At 45.6% G+C, this 21,515-nt stretch carries 11 protein-coding genes; 10 read left to right on the forward strand and 1 reads right to left on the reverse strand.

Annotated features, from left to right (window positions below):
- Window positions 1-12: 12 nt before the first annotated feature.
- The 3 genes from ACHKAR_RS08990 to ACHKAR_RS09000 are packed head-to-tail and all read left to right on the forward strand — an operon-like array spanning window position 13 to window position 3,237.
- A complete protein-coding gene (locus ACHKAR_RS08990; protein ID WP_395417120.1) occupies window positions 13-1,029 on the forward strand; it encodes a metal-dependent transcriptional regulator in 1,017 nt (338 codons plus the stop codon).
- 5 nt (window positions 1,030-1,034) lie between these two features.
- Window positions 1,035-1,808: a FeoB small GTPase domain-containing protein gene (locus tag ACHKAR_RS08995; protein ID WP_395417121.1), complete on the forward strand. Its 774-nt coding sequence runs from the start codon at window positions 1,035-1,037 to the stop codon at window positions 1,806-1,808.
- Between the two features lies 1 nt (window position 1,809).
- A complete protein-coding gene (locus tag ACHKAR_RS09000) occupies window positions 1,810-3,237 on the forward strand; it encodes a nucleoside recognition domain-containing protein (RefSeq protein WP_395417122.1) in 1,428 nt (475 codons plus the stop codon).
- Window positions 3,238-3,307: 70 nt separating this feature from the next.
- Here the strand turns inward: ACHKAR_RS09000 and ACHKAR_RS09005 are convergent, their stop codons facing one another.
- Entirely contained in the window at window positions 3,308-15,115 is an 11,808-nt protein-coding gene (locus tag ACHKAR_RS09005; RefSeq protein WP_395417123.1) for an Ig-like domain-containing protein, read from the reverse strand.
- Between the two features lie 339 nt (window positions 15,116-15,454).
- Between ACHKAR_RS09005 and mnmE the strand changes: the two genes are divergently transcribed.
- The 7 genes from mnmE (at window position 15,455) to ACHKAR_RS09040 (ending at window position 21,430) form a co-directional block, all read left to right on the forward strand.
- The gene (mnmE, locus tag ACHKAR_RS09010; RefSeq protein ID WP_395417124.1) at window positions 15,455-16,816 is read left to right on the forward strand and encodes a tRNA uridine-5-carboxymethylaminomethyl(34) synthesis GTPase MnmE; all 1,362 of its coding nucleotides are present in this window, start codon (window positions 15,455-15,457) and stop codon (window positions 16,814-16,816) included.
- A gap of 244 nt (window positions 16,817-17,060) precedes the next feature.
- Complete coding sequence (locus ACHKAR_RS09015) at window positions 17,061-17,420, forward strand: helix-turn-helix domain-containing protein (protein WP_395417125.1); 360 nt, start codon at window positions 17,061-17,063, stop codon at window positions 17,418-17,420.
- Window positions 17,417-17,608, forward strand: a complete 192-nt coding sequence (locus ACHKAR_RS09020) for a helix-turn-helix domain-containing protein (RefSeq protein ID WP_395417126.1) — start codon at window positions 17,417-17,419, stop codon at window positions 17,606-17,608. Before ACHKAR_RS09015 ends, ACHKAR_RS09020 begins: the two co-directional genes overlap by 4 nt.
- Window positions 17,605-18,753, forward strand: a complete 1,149-nt coding sequence (locus tag ACHKAR_RS09025; protein ID WP_395417127.1) for a tyrosine-type recombinase/integrase — start codon at window positions 17,605-17,607, stop codon at window positions 18,751-18,753. Before ACHKAR_RS09020 ends, ACHKAR_RS09025 begins: the two co-directional genes overlap by 4 nt.
- A 64-nt stretch (window positions 18,754-18,817) precedes the next feature.
- Window positions 18,818-19,750: a helix-turn-helix domain-containing protein gene (locus tag ACHKAR_RS09030; protein ID WP_395417128.1), complete on the forward strand. Its 933-nt coding sequence runs from the start codon at window positions 18,818-18,820 to the stop codon at window positions 19,748-19,750.
- Between the two features lie 150 nt (window positions 19,751-19,900).
- Window positions 19,901-20,641 carry an SDR family oxidoreductase gene (locus ACHKAR_RS09035; protein ID WP_395417129.1) on the forward strand — a complete coding sequence of 247 codons (741 nt, stop codon included), beginning with the start codon at window positions 19,901-19,903 and terminating at the stop codon, window positions 20,639-20,641.
- 39 nt (window positions 20,642-20,680) lie between these two features.
- On the forward strand, window positions 20,681-21,430 hold the full coding sequence (locus tag ACHKAR_RS09040; protein WP_395417130.1) for an SDR family oxidoreductase: 750 nt from the start codon (window positions 20,681-20,683) through the stop codon (window positions 21,428-21,430).
- Window positions 21,431-21,515: the final 85 nt, after the last annotated feature.

Consider the following 21,515-nt stretch of genomic DNA (forward strand, 5'->3'; position numbering starts at 1 on the left):
TGATTTAACGAGATGACACCAAATCCAATTTTAGCTTTAACCCTATTCTTTGCAGGTGGGGCCCTCATATACCTGGGTTGGAAATACAAGCTCTGGACCAGGGTATTTCACGACTCTGAGCGTGATCGGAAAACGGCCATGGAGGATGTGCTGAAGCAGCTCTACCATGTAGAATACAGTGGCAGAAAAGCAACACTTAATGCCATGGCAGGCGCTCTGAAACTATCTGATAAGAAACTGGTAAGTCTGATAGAAGAAATGTCTGCCCTCAACCTGATACGTGCCCAAGCGGACACCATCTCCCTTACCCGGGCTGGTAAGGATTATGCCCTTCACATCATTCGCGTGCACAGGTTATGGGAAAAGTATCTCTCCGAGCGCACGGGTATCGACAAATCTGAATGGCACAATCGCGCAGAGCAAATGGAGCATACGATGACCTCAGAAGAAGCAGAAGAGCTGTATCATGAGCTCGGGAGCCCACGCTTTGATCCTCATGGCGATCCCATCCCGATGAAGACCGGAGAGATCATTGAATCCAATGCCATCCCCCTATCCGGAATTCGCGAGAACGCCCTGGTAAAAATCGTGCACATCGAAGATGAACCAGAAGTCATCTATGAGCAGATCATCGACAAGAAGCTCCATATGGGTCAACAACTAAAGGTAACAGAGATAGATGATCACAGGGTCAGGTTCTTTTCTGAGGGACAGGAATATGAACTTTCTTCGATAGTAGCCAGTAACATAGGAGTAAGAAAATTGAGCGAAGAAGAGGTGTTTGAATCTGGCAAGGTTCGCCTTTCTTCTCTACGTCAGGGAGAAAAAGGACAAGTGATCGGTATATCCTCGGAGTGTAGAGGTGCCAATCGTCGCAGACTTCTCGACCTGGGATTTATCAAAGGCACGTCGATAGAAACGGGCCTGGAAGGCCCCATGAAAGAGCCTAAGGCATACCTGATTCGCAACACCCTGATTGCTCTGAGAAATGATCAGGCGGATTTGATTTTAATAGAAAAAACGAAATGACACCTATGAATGACGCAGTGGACAAGGGCTGTGAGACATGTGCATTTTACAATGCAGCCCAGCTCAAAAAATTGGGTATCAACGTAGATAGTGCGGATTTCGTGGTGGCCCTGGCCGGAAATCCCAACACCGGCAAGAGCACTGTCTTTAATGCCCTCACAGGCCTGAGACAGCACACCGGAAACTGGGCCGGAAAAACCGTAACCCGCGCAGAAGGTGGCTTTCTATATAGCGACAAAAGATTCAAGCTTATTGATCTGCCGGGTACTTATTCCCTGCTCTCTACCTCTGAAGACGAAGAGGTGGCTAGAAATTTTATCCTGTTTGGCCGGCCGGACGTGACTGTAATCGTAGCAGATGCTGCCAGACTGGAACGAAACCTAAACCTTGTGCTTCAGGTGCTGGAAATCACAGACAAAGCCGTTCTGTGCCTGAACCTGATGGATGAAGCCACCCGACATGGAATCAAAATAGATGAGCGCACGCTGGCGAAAGATTTGGGAATCCCCGTGGTAGCTACCAGTGCCCGATCCAATGAAGGCATTCCCGAATTGATACAAACCATTTATGAAGTGGCCTCTAATCAAATCGCATGTAAACCCCATCGCATCAAAAGCTTACCCGCAGAGGTAGACCAGGCGGTGGATGAATTGAGTAAAAAAATACTCAAAACCTACCCGGATCTTCCCAATAGCCGGTGGGTAGCCATGCGACTGCTAGATGGAGACCAGCAGATCTTGAACGCGTTAAAAAATGGTGATTTTGTAAGCACTACCTAAAATGGAGAAGTTAAAGAACGAAACGGACGAAATATTGACCTTTGCCTCCTCTCTCAGGTGGAAGATGGGCGAAGACTATCATGATAAACTTACAGAGGGAATCTACTCAGATGCCGCTGCCATTACCAAAAGGGTGGAAATCAAGAAAAACGAAAAGGAATCCTATCACTTCGACAGGATGCTTGACAAGGTGTTGACCAGCCGTACGTTTGGGTTTCCCATTATGGCGCTGATTCTGTCTGTGATACTCTGGATAACTATTCAAGGCGCCAACTATCCATCGAGCATGCTCAATACCCTGCTGCTGGAGATGGTTTATCCATTCCTCAAGGGTCTTTCTGCCCAATTGGGAGTGGTATGGTGGCTGGATGGCTTTATTCTGGATGGTGTGTACATGGCCGTGGCCTGGGTGATCGCAGTGATGCTCCCTCCTATGGCCATCTTTTTTCCCTTGTTCACCTTGCTGGAGGACTTTGGCTACCTTCCTCGTGTGGCTTTTAACCTGGATGGGTTATTCAAAAAATCAGGTGCTCATGGCAAGCAGGCGCTCACCATGAGTATGGGCTGGGGCTGTAATGCCGCTGGTGTAGTGGCTACCAGGATCATCGACAGTCCAAGGGAGCGACTCATTGCCATCATCACCAACAACTTTTCGCTTTGCAATGGCAGGTGGCCAACACAGATCCTTATAGCCACCATCTTCATCGGCGTGCTGGTACCCGCCGGATGGTCAGGCCTTATCTCCAGTGCTGCAGTCATTGGGATTGCTTTTCTGGGTATTTTCTTCACATTCTTCACTTCCTGGTTTCTTTCCCGAACCATGCTGAAAGGTGAAGTATCTACTTTCACCCTGGAGCTTCCCCCTTATCGGCCGCCACGTTTTTGGAAGACCATTTACACTTCACTGATTGACAGAACGATCATCGTATTGTGGAGGGCCATCGTATTTGCGGCGCCCGCAGGGGCCGTCATTTGGCTGATTTCAAACATTAGTATTTCGGAGATCACTCTCGCCGCATATGCCATAGACTTTCTGGATGAGTTTGGCTTTTTGATTGGGTTGAATGGAGTTATACTTCTGGCTTACGTAGTGGCCATTCCAGCTAATGAGATTGTGATCCCAACCATATTGATGCTTACGGTTTCGCATTTTGGCATTGTGGACATGGGAGCCAGTGATGGAGTGATGTTTGAACTGGACTCTACCACCGAAACAGCGAGTATCCTCAAGACAGGTGGATGGACGCTGCTCACAGGGATCAACCTGATGCTTTTCAGTCTGCTTCACAACCCCTGTAGCACCACCATTTATACCATTTACAGGGAAACTAAAAGCTGGAAGTGGACTTCTGTAGCAACTTTCTTACCGATCGTATTTGGTCTGATTGTATGTTTTCTGGTTGCCCAGTTTTGGAGAATTCTGTTTTGATCCTGAAACTATGGAAAGGAAAAGGCCTCAGGACGAGGCCTTTTCTTTTTCAACTGTGAGCTAAAAACCACTACTCAAGGATCAATTTCCTAATCAGCTGGCTTTTTACATCTTCGATGATCAAATAATAAACACCCCGGTCAAAATCACTCAACTCCAGGCCTATCTCCTGTCGTCCTTCACCCTGAACGAACACCAACACTTTACCAGAAGTATCCAATAACTTCAGAGATCTTATAGGCCTCCCGTTCTCAATACTCACGTGACCATCTAAAGAAGGATTGGGATAAATAAGCAACTCATGATCTGAATCAAGACCAAGCGGCCCTGTTTCTACCTGGTCGGTGATCTGTATGGAAACAATGGCTATATCCGAACTTGTGAGGTCACTTACCTGAACGATAAATGAAATGTTTCGATTGACCTCAAAATCCAGTGCCGTAGAATCATCAATGGATAACACCCCACTCTCCATATCCAAAGCAAATGTGTGATCACTGTTTCCGGAAATGATCTCATAAGTGAGAACGTCCTCATCTTCATCTGTTGCCACCACCGTGCCAACCACTATCCCGGAACGGGTATTTTCCTCCACCGAAAAGCTCTGATCCAAAATCACCGGCTCATGATTCTCTGGTGTTTCATCAAGATCAACCACATGAATGGTAACGGTAGCTGAATCAACTGATAAACCATCACTTACAGTTACAACCAACTCAAAAACTGGACTCACCTCAAAATCAAAAAGGCTGGAATCGTTGATGAATAATACCCCCATTGAGGTTAATGTGACTGGATTGCCTGAGTTACCCCGAATGATAGAAAAGGCAAGCGCATCACCGTCAGCATCGGTCGCAACGACCTCTCCTATTTCATGACCGCTAGGGCTGTTCTCTAATACCGAGAAGGATTGATCCAAAATGATCGGCACGCCATTTTCATTTACGTCCGTCAGATAGATGGTAATCAAGGCAGTGTCTGATTCTGCACCATCACTTACTGTCATCGTCAGCTCAAAATAAGTATTGACTTCATAATCCAAACGTGAAGAATCAGCAACCAAAAGTTGTGAATGTAACAACTCAAAGGGGGATTCTTCACTATTCAGAATAGTGAATATCAATGAATCATTCTCTTGGTCTACGGCCGTCAGCTGACCAACCTCATAGCCTTTAGGGCTGTTCTCTGGGATTTCAAAGGTCTGATCAGAGAATGATGGAGGCGTATTTTCTTCAATATCCAGTACCGTCACTGTGACCCTGAAAGTGGTCTGATCGAACAGGTCGGTAACGATAACATCAAAGTACAGCTTCTCTTGTTCCTCAAAATCAATTAGCGAAGGATCTTTTACCGTCAATTCACCACTGACACTCACCTCAAAAGCTGCCGAACTAATATGGGAGTCCATCTCAAAGATCAGAGAATCTCCGTCTTCATCCGTAGCGGATATATTCCCAACAACAGTGCCTGCCGGGCTGTTTTCAAATACCTCAAATGTCTGATCCATTGCCACCGGTCGATCGTTCACGTTTGTGAGGTTAACGGTAACTATAGCGGTATCGCTCAAAGCGTAATCCTGGACTACCACGATCAAATCAAAAGATTTTTTGATTTCAAAATTCAGCAATGAAGAGTCTTTAACTGTCAAAATCCCGGATTCGAACACTTCAAATACCAGCTGGTTATCACCAATAATTTCGTATTGGAGAGAATCGCCATCCTCATCCTCCCCCACGAGATAACCCACTGAATAGCCGTAAGGACTATTTTCAGGAATCCCGAAAACCAGGGTTTCTATTGTGGGGCGGTCATTCAAATCTGTAACATCTATCCATACCTGAGCCGTGTCCTGGTATTCTCCATCAGATACTTCAATGGTCAGTTCGAACAACGGGTTTTGCTCATAATTAAACATGGCCGAATCATTGATCAGCAAACGACCATCACCCGACAGCTCAAAGGCTAAAGATTCATTGCCAGAAACAATACCATAGCTAAGTGTATCGCCATCTGAGTCGGAACCCTGCAACACATCTACGAGATATCCTACGGGGCTATTTTCTGGAACAGATAACCTAAAACCATCCAACTCTGGAGGTGTATTGGAGATTGGAATTCCAGTTCCGCTTAGAGAAACAAGCACTTTAGACTCATTAGGGTCATTACTTAGTATTTGCAGGGTACCGGAATGAGTAGCCACTGTGGTCGGGGTATAAGTCACAGTTAAACTATGGTCTTCACCCACTGCCAGCCCAAGTTCGGTCGTCTCCACGGTAAAATCTGGATAATTAGAAGCTATGGATCCCACCAGCAATGAATCATTACCAAGATTGGAAATGGTGAGTAAATGCTCGCTGGTTTGTCCCACTTCTACCTCCCCAAAGTTGATCTGAAGTGAAGACAACATAATGTCCGGGATTCCTGATACCTGAAGTGATACTGGCACGACAATCTGCGGGCTAGCAAAATCATTGGAACTTATCTCAATATTGGCCTGGTGCCTACCAACTGTCATTTCGGCACTGGCAAAACCTACATTGAACTCAGCAAAACCACCTGCTGTAATGGTGTCTTGTGTATGATCTACAGATAACCATTTAGGTCCGATCTGTATAGTTTCAAGGTAAGCGCTCATCACAGAAGTCATCGTATGGTTATCGTAATACCTACTGCCAGTACCTGCAAAAAGTAAGTAGTGAATACTTCGCACATTTGATAACCCATTTACACTATGGTCGTCGTAGTTGGTATTGGTGCTAAATTGATGTGTTGCCTCTCCATTATCCTCCACTATGATCAAGTGGTTTATCGAGGGGTCTCCGGAATTATAAACCCTCTTCACAAACCCGAGAAAAGTCCTTCCTGCCACGTCCATTTCTATGACTGCTCCATCCACACTACCCGATCCATCTGCACCCAGGTTACCACTAACGTAAAAAGTCGTCACCTCCTCCAGGTTGGCTGCTAATACAAACAAACCTGGCTTCTTAAGGGTGAAATACTCTCCTGATCCGAATGCATTACTGGTTGTGATCAGATCGTTGGAATAGGGAATGTAACTCCCCAAATTGGTGCCAAGGTAATTACCACCGTCATACATATCTCCACCTCCATCATTGATCCCTGTTCCTTCCACTCCGTCGGAGAAGTCATAGCGATTGGATATCAGACCCGTGATGGACTGAAATTTCTCATTAAGACTCTTTTTGAGGTTTACCAGGTCTACATGATCTGTGTCCTGAACGGTATTCTGCAACGGACTCCTGGTGTGCTGTCTCCAATATTGGGAGAGATCTGGTGCAGAAGTCTCGTCTTTGGATACCTGATCATCGGCACTGGTAAAAACAGGACTAGTCTCTACCTTCACCTGTCCTTCCGGCTCACTCACCTTTAAGCTAATAACCAGATCAGCGCCACTACCTGTATTTTCGACCCTTAGATTTTGTGAAGTCTGCTCCCCTAAGATTAGGCTTTCGGAAAGCGAACCAGGTGCAACTGAGATCTCCGGAGGAAGGATACCTTCTCCCGACAAGCTCACGGTTATCACCCCTTCGTCAGGGTCATTACTTACTATAGTGAGCGTGGCGTTCACTATGCCGGAGGACTGAGGGTGATACTTGATATAAAACTCCCGCTCCCCTCCCGGAGGGATGGTAAGTCCACCACTGAAAGTTGAAAAATCTGAATGATCTATGCTTGACGAATGAATAATCAATTCATCAACCCCCACGTTGGCTATGGTCATCGACTCTATGGCAGAATCGCCAACAAAAACCTGGTCAAAATCCACGGTAACACCCAATGGATCTATATTAGGTGCGGAAGTCACCTCCAGAGCAACCGGCACCCTGGTGGTAGGTGTTTCCGGGTCATTGGTTATCAGCCTAATTTCCTTTTGGTATAGCCCTCCTGCCAAACCGTAAGCGTTGAAGTTAAGCGCTAAATGAGTGCTCTCCCCGGCATCAAGAACACCTTCATTCACTCCAGCAAACAACCAATCGCCCTGATAATACTTTCCAGCCTTCAGCACCAACGCATCACTGTTCCATGCGTTCCAGTACAACTTACCCTCATCATGAGCCAGGCTATAGGCAAAATCATCGTCGGGTATTCGGATGGTATCATTTATGTGCATGGCTCCATCCGAAATGGTCAATGGGTATATATTACTCTCCCCATTAAAAGTGAGCGTCCAAACAGTACCATTGGACCAGGCCAATTCCGTCACCTCAGCATTTATCCCCTCATAAGTATTGAGGATGGTTCCATCGAAATCGACCACATAAAAAGGCTCATTATACTCAATAGCCTGGGTCAGTATAAAATGAGTCCCATTAAAAGCGATTGCTGGATAATTAGAAAATGGAACTGAAAATGAACCAGCGAAACTCCCACCGGAATCATAGGCCCGAACCAGTCCATCATAACTTCCAATCCACAACAAACCTGCTGCATAGGTGATGCCATAGGGGCTAGAATGAAGCGGGAAACTTTCAACTACTTGTCTGGCGCTTAAGCTGTACTTATCCAGCCTCGCTTGGTTATAATTTACAGTGTAAATGGTATCTCCTTTTACGTAGATTCCCGTGGAACTCGAAGTGAAGTTTGCAAGAGTATCCAATACCTCCCCTTCGATTGACCCAAAGTGTGACCCTCCGGCCTCAGAGGATAACTCTGGCACATCCACCTGTGGAGAGGGAGCTCCATAAAAGCCTACAGGTGTAAGTGCCACAGCACCTCCATCATTTATTTCAAGAGACCACTCCAACTCGCTACCACCGGTATTCTCCAGGGTTAGGGTTTGTGTGCTTTGCAAGCCAGTGAGTAATGACTCTGACAGACTATCCTGATCGACACCTGCAATAGGTGGATGCACGGCCTGTCCCAGCAAATACACAATATAGGGTACTTCATCCGGATCATTACTGGAGATACTCATCTGCACAGTATCATCAGCAACCACTTCCGGACTATAGATAATCTCCAGGGTTTGAGTCTGCTTTGGCAGCAAGTAAAAAGAAGTAGTATCCACGGTAAAAGAAAGGTGATCAAATACCACGTCTGACACATAAAGTGTATCGGTTCCCTCATTCTCAATTTGGAGGGGCCTGGAATTGCTGGTACCGACAAATGTTTTCCCAAAATCAACCGTATCCTGATCAACTTCCATATCAGGAATACCCGTCACAAACAGGCCTACAGGAACACTGACAACCGGAGATGCCGGATCGTTGCTCAAGACATCTATCTCACCAGAATAAAGTCCACCGTACAAACCCTTTGCATTTAACAATACTTCAAAGTCACGATACTCACCAGCAGGGATGGTATCAGCTTCTGGTACCTTCAACCATTTCTGACCAGATAATGAGAGGGTATAGGATGTGATATTCCCCAACAATGGAGCTGAATTAAAACCACTCAAAGCCAAGTACTCAACGGTCATTCCTGTCACAATCACATGCCCCGATCCATATGAATACTCCGCCGTGGTAGGCCGTGTGGAATACTCCGTGGAGGTGATCACCGTTGCTCCCTCTGGCAGGTCAGTCAGATAAGTATGATTTGCAGAATTCCCCTCCAAAACGAGTGGTAAATCTTTTCCTATGGGATGATCAGGTGCGTCTAAAGTATTGCGATTATCAGCGCTTCCGTGAATAATATTAACTCCTCCAACAAGGCTCACATTGCTGCCTTGAGTGGCCAATTGATATTGAATTACTCCACCATTTTCTACATAGTCTTCAAAGCGTTCACGGTTATTACTGATCGTCTCATAGTACTCGTAGTCCTGATCTCCAGTAGTGATAATCAAATCATAGGGCTCCAAATCATGACCACTCAAATACTGAGAGTATACTGTCACTGCCGTAATGCCGAAAATTTCCTGAAGGAAATATCGCATATCCGTACCCCATGCGCTCGAATTTTGAATGATAAGTACCCTTGCCGTGTCCGACAGGTAACCACCGAAATCCTGAGATAAGCTAGTGGGATCATGCGTAGAAGAAGGTGCCCTGCTCTGTGTCAATGGTTTTGTGATGGTCTGGGCATGTATTCGGCTCTCGAATTGCACAACCAGCTCGCTGCCTCCTGCGGTATTATCAACTGTGAGGGTTTTTATGACCGTCTCATCGGTCATCAGAGCCGCTGAGATGCTGTCAGGGGAAACGGTCATCACCGGTGGGTTCACCCCGGTTCCTGTGAGTGAAACAAAGGTAGAGTCTCTATCCAAATCATTGGTAGCCAGTAAGAGGTCCCCCTCGAAAACACCTGCCGAATCAGGATTAAAATAAACAGCCAGCTCATAGGATACTTCCGGGGCTAACAAAAGATAGGCTGTGTCAATGGCAAAAACAGAATCCAACAAAGACAAGCTTATTTCCAAATCATCTGTACCCTCGTTACTGATCAGAATGGACACTTTATCTGAGTATCCCACATAAGTATCGGCAAAGGGTAAACTGTCAGAATTGATACTCAGCACTGGCGCACCGGTTACCTCCATCACTACGGGTATGCTCAGCTCGCTGCTGGCTGGATCATTGCTGAGGATGTTGATACTAGCTCTGTATTGACCTCCATAGAGGTCTTTTGCACTAAAAGTCAATGGAACTTCCTGAAGTTCCCCTCCTGCGATGGTGTCCATCGCTACCCCCAGAGAAAGCCAGGAGCTTCGGTTGGCACTTGCCACTGCATTTGCGATCATTCGGGCTGCATTGTCATCATAGTTGAAGAAATCATAACCGATGTATACCACATCTCCCAGGCCTACATTTTTGTGAGCGACCACAGAATGATCATAATATGATACAATATTCGAAACGGCAGAGTCCGCAAGAGACATCAGGAATGTTCCATCCTGGGATAAAACAGCTCCAGATATTCCCTCAGTGAGGTAGTGCATCGAGTCTTCCACTGTCAGCACCTCAGAATAGACCGGCATAAAATATTCCATATGCATAAGACCAGAACCATCAATAATGTTATAAGCAGATGGGTTTCCACAAAGTATGATAGCGCCTCCTCGTTCGGCAAAAGCTGTTAGAACCTCAGCCCATGAAGCTCCAAGGTTCTTAAAATAAGAATTAGAGGCATACTCCTGCTCGGGAATGAGGAAGACATCCACTGTATCCAGCATTCCTGCCAGCACCGTAGCAGAAGTAATGGTGGTACTGCTCAATCTGTAATCCGTAAAGTATTGAGAGATGGCATTTAGGGTATGCAGGTATTCCTGATCCATGTCTGCATAGGTAACCCACGACAGAATATTCACTTGACCGGAGAGCGCTGACATAGTTTCCATTGAAATCGGGCCCGATTTGGACATTCCCTGGTTATTCCCAGAACCATCAGAAGGGGACATTTGGATCAGGTGCTGATTGGCCTTGAAAAGCTCCGTCTCCTCTAATTCAAAGTGGATTTCGGCTTTCCAGATCAAGTCACTCCCCCCGACCGTATTATCAATGGTAAGGATCTGTGTAGCACTGTCACCAGTGTAGAGTGCTTCATGGAGGCTGTCAGGGCTCACATTCATCACTGGTGGATTCACCCCTATACCCGATAGACTTACAAGGGTAGAATCCTGATTAGGATCGTTAGAAATCAACCAGAGTGACTGAACATAACTTTTGGCAGTGTCCGGCTGAAAGAATACCGGGAGGTCATAAGCTTCACCCGGCCCAACAGACACATGCAAGGTATCTGTAATAAACGTACTGTCACTAAAAGCCATGTCAACCGTGAGGATATCAGTTCCTTGGTTAAGTATGGTCACTGAGAGCTCCTTTTCGTACCCTGCATAGACACTTTCAAACTGTAGAGAATCATTGATAACTTTAATAACAGGCACGCCGGTTACTTCCATGTGTACAGGAATCGTACGGTTTTGCTTGGCAGGATCGTTACTTTGTACAGTGATACCCGCCCTATACACCCCACCATACAAATCCGTGGCATTTAGCTTGACCGGGATATCCTGAGATTCACCAGCCCCAATGGTACCTGACTCAGTTTCCATTGTCAACCATGCACGCTGGCCCCGTGCTCCCGCTACAGCATTGGAAATCACCCTGGCGGCATTGTCATTATAGGCATAATAGTCATAACCAATATACACTACATCCCCTCGCCCAATTCGCCTGTGGGCCACTGCAGCATAGTCAGAATAACTAATCAGGTTGCTCGCGAGTGTGTCCGAAAGGCTCACAACAAAGGTGGCATTTTGACCCGTAACATGGCCAGTAACCCCTGCGGTGAGGTAGTGTGTGCTATCCTCCAATGTCAATGCATTGCCGTAGGCATTAGCAGCATAAGCCATGTGCATCAAGCCCGATGCATTTAAAATCTCACCTGATTCATGGTCTCCACAGAGAATAATCGTGCCACCACCCTTCACAAAGGATCTAATCACCTCAGACCATGAAACTCCCAAATCATAAAAATAAGAAAGACTCCCTCCATCTTCTTGCTCGGGGATAAGAAAAACATCCACCGTATCCAGCATATTTCCCAACTCCGCTGCAGACGTGGTAATGGTAGTACTCAGCTGATAGTCTGAATAGTACTGCGAGATCGCGTTGATCGTATTGATATATTCCTGATCCATGTCCACAAAAGTGGTCCAGGCCAGAATGCGCTTATTCCCTGAAAGGGCCTGCATACTTTCCATAGGGATAGGGCCGGCAGTGGCCATCCCTTCATTGTTACCCGATCCGTCAGACGGCACCAGGTGCGCCATATGTTCATGAGCTTTATAAAGCTCCGTGGCTTCCAACTCAACAATCCACTCCGATTCCCAGGTCAGATCTGATCCCCCTTCGAGGTTATCGAGGGTAAGCACGAGCGTTGTGCTATCCCCGGTGAACAGGGCTGCTCCGAGGCTGTCCGGACTTACCCCAAATACTGGCGGATTTATTCCCCATCCCGTGAGGTACACGTAGATAGAGTCCTGATCGAAATCATTGGTGACGAATAGTAAAGCTGAGCTTAAACTGCCCACCGAATCAGGCTGAAAATAAACTGGCAAAATGAACCCTGCAGAAGGTGAAATGCTCAGGTGTGTGGAATCCGTGCTGAAATACTCATGCTCAAAATACAAATCGAGCTCCAGGTCATCCGTGCCTACGTTGCTGATAAACAAATTCAAACTATCAGAGAAGTTCACAAAGGCATCCTCAAAAAACAAAGTGTCATGAGAAAGCGCCACATCAGGTGCACCCGTAACGAAAAGGGACACCGGAATTTCCTCCAATTGTCTTTCAGGGTCGTTGGTCATCAGCGTAAGGTTGGTTTCGTATACTCCCCCATACAAACCGCCAGCATCCAGCGTGATCGCCACATAAGCCGTATCACCCATAGCTACAACGCCTTCAGAAACACTCGTATACAACCAATTACTGTTGCCAGCGGACGCCACGCCCTCCTTTGGATCAACTGTCCTTTCAGGAGCAGCTACTTGCTCACCCTCCACACTCCATTCGGATGCAGCTAGCACTATAGGTGTGTTAAAGTCCGTCACTTTATCAGCGTACCAGCATCCATCATACATGCCACTGGTCATTAAACCCGACATGAAATCACCCTCCCGAAGGCCTGCGTATCTTGTACCGGATTCGAATACCCATACAATGGAGTCTCCATCCATACTCCATAGACCATTGGCGCCCTCGCTGGTAGTGAAAGTATGATCTTCGAAAAAATTCATAACCACACCGCTTACTCCTCCATCGCAGAACCAGTCATAGGTCACAAGCCACTCTCCCAAAAAATCATCCACTAATCCGGTGGACAACTCATACTCCAGGTCTGAAAATCCACTGTTATGAATGGCCAAAATAGTTTCAGAAACCCCACCGGTGTACAGTGAGTCCACAATGCTATCTGGTGATATGACCAGGGTGGGTGGTTCGGCCCCCGAGCCGCTGGCAAAGATGGACACTGTATCTATGTTGGAATAAAGTGTAAAAGTGGCGGAAGTATCCAGCGTTTCTGTTGGGGTGAAACTAAACGTGATGGTTTTCGAGGACAGTTCTCCAAGAGAAAAGGATGTATCCGAAACGGCAAAAACATCATTGTCAACATTAATATCGCTCACCACCAGCAAACCACTCCCCTGATTGGCCACCACCACCTCTATGGTTTCGGTAATCCCCACAGGCACCTGACCAAATACCACAGAATCTGTGACAATCATCAATGGCTCTGAAGAAGCCACACCAACGGCATTCCAGGCAGCAACTACTGCCGCATATTCATCACTGCCTGCTCCATATAAGTCCAATGCTGCCTGCTCTGATCCTATACGTGCATCTGCATAGTCTGAAGTAGAGGTTAAGTAGACTGTGAGGTTTCGGTAAGCGATCTGTTGTGCAGCCTCTAAGCCAATCCCGTTCACCTGGTAGCTGTAGCCATTGTCATTGGTACCTGTACCTCCTTCTACCAACAGGTAATACCAAAAATTCTGGACACCACTGTTGTAATGCACTCCACCATTGTCCCCTGAGCCATAATACCAAAGATCTCCGTGATAGGTATCCGGCTGACCCTCAGCATTCGGGTTACTCATGGAGCGGATCATGCTCACTCCGTCATAATATATCTCGTCACCCAGGTTCCAACTGGCCGTTTCGGGAAAAGTGGCAAACTCAATCGACTGACCAAAAATATCACTGAAAGATTCATTTAATGCCCCTGACTCGTACGAATAGACCAGGCCCGCGCTGTACTCCGTGACGGCATGGGAAATCTCATGCCCCACAATATCCAGAGAGACCAGCGCAGAAGCACTCGCATTTCCGTCGCCATAGGTCATTCTCGAACCATCCCAGAAGGCATTGAAGTACCCATTTGAGTAATGCACATAGGACCTGATGGCCGCCCCATCGTCATCGTAACTATTCCTACCAAAATTCTCCAAAAAATAGGCATAGGTTGCCGCCGCTCCATAATGAGCACTCACCCCTGCTCTGCTATTGCTCTGATCAAAATAATTATCTGATTCTGAAAAAAGTGTGGCGCTTCCATAGCTGGTACCGTGCTTCAAATCATAAGTATATATTCCTCCTCCTGTGGAATCGTCTGACAAGAAATAGTTGGCTCCATCAAAATCCATAATGATTGGCACCACCCCATTATACAAAGACAGTCCGGTACCGGTGGTCGTAGCAGTATGAATTTTATTGTAAAAATTGATCACCTCTCCAGTATGAGCATCAATCTCTACATTGTATCTGCCCAGGGGCTTTTGTGCATAGATATCAAACTGATAGACGAGATTCAATGCTTCAGCCTTATCATACCGCTTTCGGCTTAATGCCAGTTTAGATTCAGGAAGAAAAGATGCCCGGGCGTTTTTACTCTCCCGCTTCAGGAATCGCTCATTTTCTTCATTCTGCCACATATATACCTCAGCGCCCACCTCATCCAGGGCAAGCTGCAGTGCAGCCTCTCCACTCAGTGTGGGCAGGGTGTTCACGACAATCTTACGCTCAATGCTCCCATTAGCAGAAATGGCCATCTCCCCCTTCGCATGCACGATGTAGTCTGCTCCAAGCACCTCCAGCCCTTTATACTCCTGCACGTACCTGAAGTGCTCTTCACCCTTATGATCCGCGATTTTTGCTTTCAGACGAAGTGTGGACTTTTCGGGCAAGCCCAGCAACATGCCCAATGCTGGCAGGGAGTCCATCTTCAGGCTTTTCTCAAACCGGATAAACCGTGGTGATCCGGCCTTGTCCAACAAAACCTCTTTGGCTTTCGGGATTTTCCGGTTGGCGTTTCCCCCTTCCGGGAGGCGCTGACTATGAGACAGTGTAGCTACAAACAACAAAAGAAACGATGCTGTGAAGCGAATATGAGCGGCGGAACACAAATTCACAAATAGAATAGTTAAGGTTGGCGTTTTTATTCTTTTACAAAAATGAGGTAAAATACACCCCTCTTTTATAAGATAAAAGGAAAACCGCAGCATTTCACCCGTAACGACCACCGTCAGGTTCTATTTCAAGATCCAAAACGAGAAAAGCTCTCCAAAATATGAAGAGCCTTTCCGTATTTAGCTGGTTCCTAATGAGAAGCCCCCAGGATCATTCCACATGTGTACCAAAAGACATTTGAAAATCACCGGGATTTCTCAAGGATAAAGTTTATCCCTATCGCTGAGTTATACAATACCTAGTTTTAAGTAGTTCTGCCATGGTCTGACTAATTTTGGCGCATGAATATAAACGATACCATTATTGCCCTGGCTACCGCCCCGGGAGTGGGTGCCATTGGAGTCATCAGAGTCTCCGGACCGGCTACCATCGCCATCGTCAATAGTGTATTCAGGGGCAAAGACCTCACTGAGGTACCCAGCCATACCATCCACCTCGGAACCATTCGTGATGAGGAGAAAATCGTAGACGAGGTGCTCATTTCCATCTTTAGGGGCCCCAACTCCTACACGAAAGAGGATGTGATCGAAATTTCGTGTCATGGCAGTCCCTACATCATCCAGCAACTCATTCGCCTGCTCCTCACCAAGGGTGCACGTCTGGCCAAAGCCGGAGAGTTTACTCAGCGTGCCTTTATCAATGGACGCTTCGACCTGGCGCAGGCCGAGGCAGTGGCCGACCTGATCTCCTCAGAAAACGAATCCATGCACCAGGCCGCCATGAATCAGATGCGCGGGGGATTCTCTCAAGAAATCTCTAAACTCAGAGAAGAGCTGGTGCATTTTGCCAGCATGATCGAGCTGGAGCTGGATTTTGGTGAGGAAGATGTGGAGTTTGCCAGTCGTGATGACCTCAAAAAACTCATTTATAGCCTGAAAGGGCTAATCACCCGCCTGACGGAGAGTTTCACGCTGGGTAATGCCATCAAAAACGGCATCCCTACGGTGATCGCCGGAAAGCCCAACGCGGGTAAGTCCACCCTGCTCAATGCTTTACTGAATGAGGAGAAGGCCATCGTATCGGATGTACCCGGAACCACCAGGGATGTCATTGAAGACGTGATCAATGTAGACGGCATAGCTTTCCGTTTTACGGATACGGCTGGTATTCGCACCACCGAGGATAAGGTGGAGGCCATTGGTGTAGAGCGCACCTATGCTAAAATGAAAGAGGCCTCCGTAATTATCTACCTGATCGACCTGATCAACGACACGAAAGAGGACATTGAAAAACAACTGGCTTACCTCAAAGCCCTCAAAGTCCCCTATCTGCTGATTGGAAATAAAATGGACCGGGCAGACGCCAACCTATTGAACGCACTGGAGTCAGAAAACGCCCTGATGATCTCTGCCAGCCAAAAGGAGAACCTCGAAAACCTCAAAGAGGCCTTAAAAACCTTGGTTTCGCTGGATGACTTCAAGACAGGCAACACCATAGTGACCAACCTGAGGCACTACGAAAGTCTGATGGAAACCAACAAGGCACTGGATCAGGTGATCGATGGCATTGACCGGCAAGTAACCAACGACTTTGTGGCCATGGACATCCGCAACTCACTCTTTCACCTGGGGCAGATCACTGGAGAGATCACCACCGATGATCTGCTGGAGAACATCTTTAGCAAGTTTTGTATCGGCAAGTAACCTTCCAAACAACTCATAAACACCACTAAACAAACCTAAAAAATAGCCTAATTAAGCATTTATAGATGTTTTTAGGCTGTTTTTATTTAGCTCATATTCTCGATTTTTAGCACCCTTTTGTACCTTATTTGTACCTAATTGTTTATCTTTATATAAGGTACAAAAATGGAGAGATCATGTTACATAACGATACATTAAGTTACATATTGATACCCTCCATTAGAAATGCTTATAGAGAGATAATATGAGTTCTAATATTTACGTCCAGAGGATCTGCCAGCATTGCGGCAATGAATTCACAGCAAGAACTACCGTAACCAAGTATTGCAGTGACAATTGCGCCAAGAGAGCATACAAGCAACGCAAGAAAGAAGAGAACGTTGGTCAATCTAATCAGGAGACTTTAGCTATTAAGTCAGCACCTATCAAAGCCATCCAGGAACAAGACTTTCTCAATATCCAGGAAACATGCGAACTACTAGGCATCAGTCGGATGACCTTGTACCGAATGATTAAAGATGGTAGAATTCCTGCTACTAAGATTGGCAGACGAACCATCATTGCCAGAAAGAATATTGATAAGCTTTTTACTCTTGGATCATGAAGAAACTGAAGTTAGCCATATCAGACAAAGAGTTCCTTACACTTGAAGATGCCGCCAGGCTATTAAGTGTCAGTCGAACCACACTCTATAGACTTAGAAAAGAAGGAGTATTAGAAGTTAAGAAAGTGGGCAGAAAGCAATACATCCTTAGAAAATCAATCGATCAACTATTTAACCCATCATCATGAAAGTCACACTACGCCAGAAAAAGATCTCCAAAGGCATGATCAGCCTATATCTCGACTTCTACCCTCCTTTAGTAGATTCGGAAACCAGGAAGTCTACCCGCAGAGAATTCCTTGGGATGCAGATTTACGAGAAGCCTAAAAGCCAGATCGAGAAACAGCATAATAAGGAAACCAAGATACAAGCTGAAAGCGTGCGCTCTGCCAGACAGCTGGACATCCAGCGCAACAACTATGACTTCATTTTCAAAAAAGCCAAACAAGTTGACTTCCTTCAGTTCTTCAAGAAGCTGACAAACAAGAAATGGGAAAGTGAAGGCAATCACGGCAACTGGCTTAGTGCATATAAGTACTTGGAGCTCTACACCAATGGAAATTGTAATACTAGTGATATAGACAGAGACTTTTGCGAGAGTTTCAAAGAGTTCCTGAAGACCACAACCAGTCTGAAAAGCAAAGCCAAAAAGCTTTCACAAAATAGCCAGTCCTCCTACTTCAGCAAATTCTCCGTAGCTGTAGAAGAAGCATTCAAGAAAGGCTACCTGGAGGAAAACTACATGTTGCGCATCGACAGAATCTCCCAAAAAGAAACACAGCGTGAGTTCCTCACCCTTGAAGAACTGAGAGCACTATATGCCACAGAGTGCGAACTACCAGTACTGAAACAAGCTGCTATCTTCTCAGCCCTTACCGGCCTTCGCTGGAGCGATCTCATTGGACTTACCTGGAAAGAAATCCAATACTCAGAAATCAACGGCTATTTCATCCGCTTCATCCACGAAAAGACAGACCGGCCACAAACCCTCAACATTCCCGAACAGGCGGTGAATATCATTGGCTATCCAAAAGGGCCAGAGTTCAACATTTTTGAAGGCTTGAAATATTCAGCCTGGACAAACCTTAAGCTCTCCGAATGGGTAATGCGGGCAGGGATCATTAAGAAAATCACTTTCCACTGCTTCCGGCATACATATGCTACACTGCAGCTTTCATTGGGCACAGATATCTACACAGTTTCCAAACTGCTCAACCATAAGAATATCAAGACCACCCAGATATATGCCAAAGTGATTGATCAGAAAAGAAAAGAAGCCGCAGAAAGAATACCACAACTAAGTCAGGTGAAAAATGAAATGAGAATTGCTTAAACAAGTGCTTGTTACTAGCTACTGGTTTCTTTAAATTTATTTAGGACTACACAAATACTAAGCATTGAGAAAAGACCTGGTTGTAAAAGACCTCAAAGAGCTATATGACATCATGGGCTTATCCATGGAGCAACCTGATGACCAAAATTCAGGTTTTACATTTACCATTCACTATCTCCAGGATACTTTCAAAAAACTTCCCGTCAAGTCAGTCCCTTTTAGACCAAATTATTTCAGTTTTCTTTTTGTAAAAGACGCCTTTGGTAACTACACAATAGACGATAAACTTTTCGAGGTAGCACCTCTAACCGTATATTTCACCAACCCGGGCAACTACAGGATGTTCGAAACATATAAGGTGGTGGATATGTGTCTGATCACATTTGATGAACCCTTTTTAAAAGAATATGTTCACGCTGATGTCTATACACACTTTGCATTTCTTCTCACTGAAACAGTGGCACCGAGAACCCTGTCAACTGAACAGTTCACGATGATCGAGAAAATATACCGGCTTATTCACGAACACCATTTCAGCCGTTCTCCTTATAAAACACAAATTGTAGGCAGTCTTATTGTCACACTTCTTCTTAAGATCAAAGAGTATTTTTTCCAAGACTACAACCCTATCAATGAAGGTAACCGTAGTTCACAAATCGTAAAAACATTCAAACAAAACCTTGAAAGTCATTTTCGTGAATTAGCAGAAGGAAAAGTGAAGTTGCAGCTCAGGGTACAAGATTTTGCAGACATGCAGTCATTGCATTCTAATTACCTTTCTCGGGTCATAGCCAGCAAAACAGGTAAGAGTATCAGTAATTGGATTGCTGAAAGACTAGTTATCGAGGCTAAAGTACTCCTTCAGGATCAACACCTTTCCGTCAAAGAAGTCTCAGGACGACTTGGCTTCTCAGAAGCGCCACACTTTAGCAATCACTTCAAAAAACACACCGGCTTAAGCCCTGTTCAGTACCGCAAGGAATACTTTGATAAGTAGTTCGTTAGCCCATTATCCATTCCAATAGTGCGCTGAATTATTAAGTATTTGTCATTGGGTTAGATATTCGCAAGTCTCGGGATAATCCTTGTACGTTCCTGGCCCCCATGGTTACTCAACTTTGTATCATAACAAAAACAACAAAGTAATATGAGTAATCTAAATCAAAAAGTCGCATTGGTAACAGGCTCTTCAAGAGGTATCGGTGCGCAAGTCGCAAAAGAACTGGCTAAAGCTGGTGCAAAAGTCGTTGTTAACTATGCAGGAAGCAAAGGTGCAGCTGACGAAGTAGTAAACTCAATTAAATCCCAGGGTGGTGATGCCATTGCCATCCAGGCTGATGTCAGCGATCAAAAGCAAGTAACACAGCTATTTGATGCAGCCATCGATCACTATGGGAAAATTGATATTCTTATTAATAACGCAGGGGTCGTTCTGTACAAACTCATCAAAGACACTTCCGATGAAGACCTTTCCAGGATTCTGGATGTAAACATCAAAGGAGTATTCAATACCCTCCGTGAAGCGGCCACAAAGCTTGCAAACAATGGTAGCATTGTCAATTTCTCAACCTCAGTTAACCGGCTGATGCTTCCAACTTATGGAGCTTATGTTGCCACCAAATCTGCGGTTGAGCAGCTCACTAGGATTTTCGCCAAAGAAATTGGCGCTAGAGGTATCAACGTCAACTCCATTTCTCCTGGGCCTACCAATACCGACTTATTTATGGAAGGAAAATCAGAAGAGGTGGTGTCTAGACTGGCTTCATTCTCGGCATTCAACAGAATTGGGGAGCCTGTGGACATAGCCAAAGTTGTCGTCTTTCTCGCAAGCGATGAAGCCAAATGGGTCTCAGCTCAGAATATTGGGGCTAATGGAGCCATGGCTTAAGCACGAAAAAAATTATTTAATCATTCAAATTTTAAAATTATGTATCCTGATTTAAAAAATAAAGTGGCCCTAATCACAGGGGCTACCAAAGGCATCGGTAGAGGAATAGCTGAAAAATATGCCTCATTGGGAATGAGTCTCGTCCTGAACTACTCGAGTGATGAGTCAGCAGCTCGTGAACTCGAACAAGTAATGCAAAAGTATGACGTTGACTATCTTTTAGTCAAAGCAAATGTATCTGACGTATCAGATATTCACGACCTGTATCAAAACGCCATTAGTCATTTCGGCCGACTTGATGTCGTAGTAGCAAATGCAGGAATAGAATTGGTTCAAACACCCTTTCTTGAATCCACTGAACAGCAGTTTGACAAAGTCTATAACCTAAACGTCAAAGGATCCTTCTTTGTCATGCAGGAGGCCGCAAAACACGTGGTTGACGGAGGCAAGATCATACTGATATCCTCAACTATAAGCATCCATCCTGAAGAAGGCGCTTCAATCTACTCATCAAGTAAAGCTGCAGGAAAAGTGCTGGTTGAAGTATTAGCCAAAGAACTTGGCCATCGCAAGATCACTGTTAATTCCATAATGCCAGGCGTTATCGACCAGGCTGGAGTGATCACCAATTTACCCGAAGAAATTAAGAACATCATGCGGGAAGCAAGTCCACTGAAAAGACTTGGGACAGCAGAGGACATTGCAAGGGTAGCAGCCTTTCTTGCCTCTTCAGAGAGCATGTACATCAATGCTCATCACATAGCAGTAAATGGCGGTTCAGCTTTTTAAATAGCAGATGCCATGGCGTTAGCTGATCTTATGGATGCAGGGGTTTTAAAGCCCTTGCATCCTTTACACTTTACCTTAATCAATT

This window comes from Marinoscillum luteum (genome assembly GCF_044005705.1).
In the GTDB taxonomy this organism is placed as follows: domain Bacteria; phylum Bacteroidota; class Bacteroidia; order Cytophagales; family Cyclobacteriaceae; genus Marinoscillum; species Marinoscillum luteum.